The sequence below is a fragment of the Lysobacter antibioticus genome (assembly GCF_000731095.1).
GTDB classification, from domain to species: Bacteria; Pseudomonadota; Gammaproteobacteria; order Xanthomonadales; family Xanthomonadaceae; genus Lysobacter; species Lysobacter antibioticus_B.
In genome coordinates this window covers 1-5,730 of record NZ_JMTZ01000128.1, presented here as the reverse complement: position 1 = coordinate 5,730, position 5,730 = coordinate 1, and the positions used below count along the sequence as shown (strand labels likewise).

Here is a 5,730-nt window from a genome sequence, read left to right as displayed (position 1 = left end):
CGTCCCTGTCTTATCGAAAAACGGCGCACGTCCTGTGCGCCGCCCTCCGGGTCTACGGTTGACCGGCAAAGCGGCAAAGCAGTTCAAAGAACAAAGCAAGCCGACCGTTCGTAACGACGATCTTCGTCACGACGCCACGAACGTCTGCAGACACGATTTACACCGTTGCCATTTCGCCATGGCGGGCATCAGCGCCTCAGCGCAAAACTTCGTCCGCCAACACCACCCCATCCTCATCCGCACACAGCCAATCCCCCGGCCGGATCACCAGGCCGCCGATCTCGACCACGACGTCGCGTGCGCCCTGGCCGAGTTTGTCGGTCTTGCGCGGGCAGGTGCCCAGCGCCTTGACGCCGAGCTCCATCGCACCGATCGCGCCGCTGTCGCGGATCGCGCCGTAGACGACCACACCGGCCCAACCGTTCTCGACCGCCTTGGCCGCCAATAGATCGCCGAGCATCGCGCGGCGCATCGAGCCGCCGCCGTCGATCACCAGCACGCGGCCGTTGCCGGCTTCGGCCACCGCTTCGCGCACCAGCGAATTGTCTTCGTAGGCCTTGATCGTGCTGACCACGCCATCGAACGCCAGGCGCCCGCCGTAGTCGCGCAAGGGCAGGTCCAATATGCGAACCCGTGCCTCATGCAGATCGCACAGGTCGCAGGTGTTCATCCGCGTACCGCCGCGACCGCCGCCTTCATCTTGCCGATCACTTCGGCGTAGTCGGGTGCGTTGAACACCGCCGAACCGGCGACGAAAGTGTCGGCGCCCGCCGCGGCGATCTCGGCGATGTTGTCGGTCTTGACGCCACCATCGATCTCGAGCCGGATCGCGCGGCCGCTGTTGTCGATGCGCTCGCGCACGCGGCGCAGCTTGTCCAACGCCGAGGGAATGAAGCTCTGGCCGCCGAAGCCCGGGTTGACCGACATCAGCAGCACCAGGTCCAGGTCTTCGAGCACCCAGTCGAGCACTTCGATCGGGGTCGCCGGGTTCAGCACCAGGCCGGCCTGGCAGCCGTGCGACTTAATCAGCTGGATCGTGCGGTGCACGTGGCCGCTGGCTTCGGGATGGAAGCTGATGATGCTGGCGCCGGCCTTGGCGAAGTCGGGGACGATGCGGTCGACCGGTTCGACCATCAGGTGCACGTCGATCGGCGCGGTCACGCCGTGCTTGCGCAGCGCCTCGCAGATCATCGGGCCAATGGTCAGGTTCGGTACGTAATGGTTGTCCATGACGTCGAAATGGACCCAGTCGGCGCCGGCCTTGAGGACGTTGTCGACCTCCTCGCCGAGCTTGGCGAAGTTGGCCGAGAGGATCGAAGGGGCGATGACGGTGGATTGCAGGGACATGCGACGGGGCCGGTACGGACAGGCGGCCATTGTCGCCTCCCCCAGCCGGGGGGCCAAGCGCGGACGGATCAGCGGCGCTGGCGCAGGGTCTTGATGCGGTCGTAGGCGCGGTTGATCTCGCGGGCGCGCTGCTCGGCCTGGCTGCGCAGTTCCGGGGCGGCCTGGGTGACCCGGTCCGGGTGGTACTGGGCCATCAACCGGCGGTAGGCCTGGTCGACCTCGCTGTCGCTGGCGTCGGTGCTCAGGCCCAGCACCGCATAGGGGTTGTCGCCGCGCAGCTTGAACCAGTCGGTATCGAAGGCGTGGCCGATCAGCAGGCCGATGATGGCCCCCAGGAAGGGGTTGCCGCGCAGCAGCGCCGCGCCGGCGAAGAAACCCAGCAATTTGCCGTACCAGCGCTTCATCCGCGCCCATCGTCCGGGGCCGTTCGCGGCCCGTCCAGGCCCCTGCGGGCCGCCGGACCCCAGTCTACCTGCACGCGGACGCCAGCCGGCGTACACTGCCCGGCCCCGTCGCGCCTGCGCGCGCGAGCCGTCCGGCTCCGGCGGCGCGAAGCGATGGGGGGAATCATCTATGCCGCCGCCATCAGGGGTCCCCACGTTGACGACCACACTGCTGCAATCCGAACTGCCCGGCCTGCCCTTGCGCCACCGCGGCAAGGTCCGCGATGTCTTCGACCTTCCGGCCGATCGCCTGCCCGCGGGCGCCGCCCCGGGCGGCGACTGTCTGTTGATGGTCGCCACCGACCGCCTCAGCGCGTTCGACGTCGTGCTGCCCGACCCGATCCCGGGCAAGGGCGAGATGCTCTGCCAGATCAGCAACTTCTGGTTCGGCAAGACCGCGCACATCATTCCCAACCACCTGACCGGGATCGACGTCGCCGCCGTGCTGCCCGCGGGCGTCGACGCCCGCCTCTACGCCAAGCGCACGGTCGTGACCAAACGGCTCAAGCCGGTGCCGATCGAGTGCATCGCACGCGGTTATCTGATCGGCAGCGGCTGGAAGGATTACCAGCGCACCGGCCGGGTCAGCGGCATCGCCCTGCCGAGCGGCCTGCGCCAGGCCGAGCAATTGCCCGAGCCGATCTTCACCCCCTCGACCAAGGCCGCCGTCGGCGACCACGACGAGAACATCGACTTCGACACCGCCGTGCGCACGGTCGGCGCCGGGCTCGCCGAAGCGGTGCGCGATGCGACCCTGCGCCTGTACCGCTACGCCGCCGACTACGCGGCCGAGCGCGGCATCCTGCTGGCCGACACCAAGTTCGAGTTCGGCACCGATGCCGACGGCCGTCTCTACGTCATGGACGAAATGCTGACGCCGGACTCTTCGCGCTATTGGCCCGCCGACCAGTACCAGGTCGGCACCAGCCCGCCGAGCTACGACAAGCAGTTCGTGCGCGATTACCTGGAGACGCTGGGCTGGGACAAGACCCCGCCGGGTCCGAACCTGCCGGCCGAAGTGATCGAGCGCACCCGCGCGAAGTACGCCGAGGCGTTGCAGAAACTCGCCGGCATCTCGATCGACTGACACCCCGCCGGCCCGCACACGCGGGCCGGTTCGGTTTTAAGCGCGCCGCACCGGGGCCTGCCCGGCCAATCGCGTGCGCAGGCGCGGCCAACCTGCAGGCGCGCACCTCATGCGCCGCGCGATCCGCGCCACACTCAGGGCCCGTCCACGGATTCAGCCCTGCCGCCATGCGCGTTACCCTTGCCCGATCTTCTCTCTCGCGAGAACCGCATGAATATCGGCTACCTGTACCTGACCATCGCGATCGCCGCCGAAGTGGTGGCGACCAGCGCGCTCAAGGCCTCCGAAGGCTTCACCCGCACCGTCCCCTCGCTGATCGTCGGCATCGGCTACGCCACCGCGTTCTATTTCCTCTCGCTGGTGCTGCGCACGGTGCCGGTCGGCGTCGCCTATGCGATCTGGTCGGGCGTCGGCATCGTCCTGATCGCCGCGATCGGCTGGCTGTTCATGAAGCAGACCCTGGACGCCGGCGCGCTCGCCGGCATCGGTCTGATCGTGGCGGGGGTGGCGGTGATCCAGCTATTCTCGAAGTCCGCGGCCCACTAGCCGCAGGCCCCCACCCGCGGACAGCGCGTCCGCCCCGCCGCAACGGGAGTCGACCATGAGCACCGTCGCCGAGTCGTCGTCGCAACGCCCCATCGATCGCTGGTTCGCCAGTTATTCCGGCGACCATCGCAACGCCACCAACCAGCGCATCCACGTCGTCGCGGTGCCGGCGATCCTGTGGAGCGTCATCGCCTTGCTGTGGTGCATCCCCGCCCCGGGCACGTACTTCCGCCCGGGCGCCTGGGCCGCGCTGGCGATGTTCGCCGCACTGCTGTTCTATTACCGCGCCTCGCGCAAACTCGGCTTCGGCATGCTGGTGCAGTTCGTGGTGTTGTCGCTGATCGCGCACTGGATCGCGCAGAGCTTCGGCATCACCGTGCTGCTGTACACCGCCATCGCCGTGTTCGTGGTGGCCTGGATCGCCCAGTTCATCGGCCACAAGATCGAAGGCAAGAAGCCGAGCTTCTTCACCGACCTGACTTATCTGCTGATCGGCCCGGCCTGGGTGCTGTCGAAGCTGTACCGCAAATTCGGCTGGTCGTACTGATCGAGCAAGAGGGCGACCGTTGCTTCAGGGTAGGAGCGGCGCGAGCCGCGACCGCGTCGTATCGACGACGTCGTCAGCCATGGTTTGCGGTCGTATGGCTCCCTCTAACCTCGGGCCGGATCGGCATCCCGACGCATCACAGGTAATAACGGCCCAGCAAATAAACGCATAACCCCGCCTGCGCCCACAGCACCACGCAGGTCGCCGCCGACACCGGCAAGGCCCGCGACCAGCTCAGGCGCACCCCGTCGGGGCCGGGCAGATGGATGCGCACGCTGAAAGCCAAGGCCAGGCAGGACAGCACGAACGCGATCGCCGCGAACGGCCAGCCGGAGCTGGCGTCCTGCCTGTGCAGGACGATCATCGCCGTCACCGCCAGCATCGCCCACAGCACCAGCGCGAACACCACCGACCACAGCGCCGCGCCATAGGCCGGCCGCGCCTTGACCAGGTGCGATACCCAGCCGCGCAACAGCCACGCACTCGGCATCAGCCAGAACACCAGGGCCGCGATCGCCAACATCCCCCAGACGAACGGGCCCGCAGTCTGCAACGCATACTTCACAATGCTTCTCCCGTCACGCCATTCGCGACCCGCTCGAGCGGCCGTCACGATAGCCCAATCGACCTCCCCCATGCCTGTTCGCGACATCGTCCTGTTGCTGCTCGTCGTCCTGTCCTGGGCGCTGAACTTCCTGACCTCGGCCTATGCGCTGCGCGAGATCCCGCCGTTGCTGTTCACCGGCCTGCGTTTCGCCCTGCTCGCCCTGCCGCTGGCCTTCTTCGTCAGACGCCCGGCGGCGGGCCAATGGCCGCGCCTGATCGCGGTTTGCCTGTGTATCGGCGTGCTGCATTTCGGCCTGAGCTTCAGCGCGCTCAAAGCCGCCGGCGACCTGTCTTCGCCAGCCATCGTATTGCAGAGCTATGTCCCGATGACCGCGGTGCTGGCCTGGTGGTTGCTCGGCGAACGCTTCGCCTGGCGCACCGGCGTGGCGATCGGCCTGAGTTTCGCCGGCGTGCTGGTGCTCGGCTTCGATCCGCTGGTGCTCGACAAGCCGATGGCGGTGGTGCTGATGCTGATCTCGGCCGCGTTCCTCGCCCTGGGCACGGTGCTGATGAAAGGCCTGCGCGGCCTCGACGCTTACAGCCAGCAAGGCTGGACCGCGCTGATCGCGGTGCTGCCGCTGATCGGTCTCAGCGTCGCCTTCGAGCCCGGCGGCCTCGCCGCACTCGGCTCGGTGAGCTGGGTCGCATGGCTCGGCGTCGCCTATGCCGCGTTCGTCTCGTCGCTGCTCGGCCACGGCCTGTACTACGTGCTGGTGCAGCGCCACCCGGTCGCCAAGGTCACCCCCTGGCTGCTGCTGGTGCCGGTGTTCGCCATCGCCCTAGGCGTCGCCTTCTGGGGCGACCGCCCCGGTCCGCGCCTGTGGATCGGCGGCGCCATGGTGCTGGGCGGCGTGCTGATCATCGCCCTGCGGTCGCTGGCGAAATCGCGTACGCCGGTGCCGGCTACGGATGCGTGAGCAAAGGGATGGGAGCGGCGTCCTACTGGATTTCCTTCGGTCACAAGCCGCGACCGCAGGATGCGCAGCAATGGCATCGCCGTCGTCATCGATCGAAGCGGCGTGCTGTCGCGGGGTAGGAGCGGCGCAAGCCGCGACCGCGTCGTTTCGGTCTCGCGGCGAATGAACCGAGCAAGATCAGGATCAAACGCCAAGAGCTTCCGCCACTAAAGCGGCGGGTTACTTTCTTTTGTCATA

Annotated in this window: 8 protein-coding genes; 4 read left to right on the top strand and 4 right to left on the bottom strand. The window is 67.7% G+C overall.

Going from position 1 to position 5,730, the window contains the following annotated elements; genetic code table 11:
• Positions 1-196: 196 nt before the first annotated feature.
• The 3 genes from rraA to EX88_RS0122265 form a co-directional block, all read right to left on the bottom strand.
• The gene (rraA, locus tag EX88_RS0122275) at positions 197-670 is read right to left on the bottom strand and encodes a ribonuclease E activity regulator RraA (protein WP_031374185.1); all 474 of its coding nucleotides are present in this window, start codon (positions 668-670) and stop codon (positions 197-199) included.
• Complete coding sequence (gene rpe / locus EX88_RS0122270; protein WP_036149824.1) at positions 667-1,347, bottom strand: ribulose-phosphate 3-epimerase; 681 nt, start codon at positions 1,345-1,347, stop codon at positions 667-669. The genes rraA and rpe overlap by 4 nt, the downstream gene beginning before the upstream one ends.
• Before the next feature lie 68 nt (positions 1,348-1,415).
• On the bottom strand, positions 1,416-1,751 hold the full coding sequence (locus EX88_RS0122265) for a J domain-containing protein (RefSeq protein ID WP_031374183.1): 336 nt from the start codon (positions 1,749-1,751) through the stop codon (positions 1,416-1,418).
• 196 nt (positions 1,752-1,947) lie between these two features.
• Here EX88_RS0122265 and EX88_RS0122260 point away from each other — a divergent pair, with 196 nt between their 5' ends.
• The 3 genes from EX88_RS0122260 (at position 1,948) to EX88_RS0122250 (ending at position 3,970) form a co-directional block, all read left to right on the top strand.
• Positions 1,948-2,877, top strand: a complete 930-nt coding sequence (locus tag EX88_RS0122260; protein ID WP_031374182.1) for a phosphoribosylaminoimidazolesuccinocarboxamide synthase — start codon at positions 1,948-1,950, stop codon at positions 2,875-2,877.
• A gap of 210 nt (positions 2,878-3,087) precedes the next feature.
• Positions 3,088-3,423 (top strand): DMT family transporter, encoded by a 336-nt coding sequence (locus EX88_RS0122255; RefSeq protein ID WP_031374181.1) that lies wholly within the window; start codon positions 3,088-3,090, stop codon positions 3,421-3,423.
• 55 nt (positions 3,424-3,478) lie between these two features.
• Entirely contained in the window at positions 3,479-3,970 is a 492-nt protein-coding gene (locus tag EX88_RS0122250; protein ID WP_031374180.1) for a DUF962 domain-containing protein, read from the top strand.
• Positions 3,971-4,106: 136 nt separating this feature from the next.
• Here the strand turns inward: EX88_RS0122250 and EX88_RS0122245 are convergent, their stop codons facing one another.
• On the bottom strand, positions 4,107-4,535 hold the full coding sequence (locus tag EX88_RS0122245) for a hypothetical protein (protein ID WP_152566423.1): 429 nt from the start codon (positions 4,533-4,535) through the stop codon (positions 4,107-4,109).
• Between the two features lie 70 nt (positions 4,536-4,605).
• Between EX88_RS0122245 and EX88_RS0122240 the strand changes: the two genes are divergently transcribed.
• The gene (locus tag EX88_RS0122240) at positions 4,606-5,493 is read left to right on the top strand and encodes a DMT family transporter (RefSeq protein WP_051885434.1); all 888 of its coding nucleotides are present in this window, start codon (positions 4,606-4,608) and stop codon (positions 5,491-5,493) included.
• The last annotated feature ends 237 nt before the right edge of the window (positions 5,494-5,730 follow it).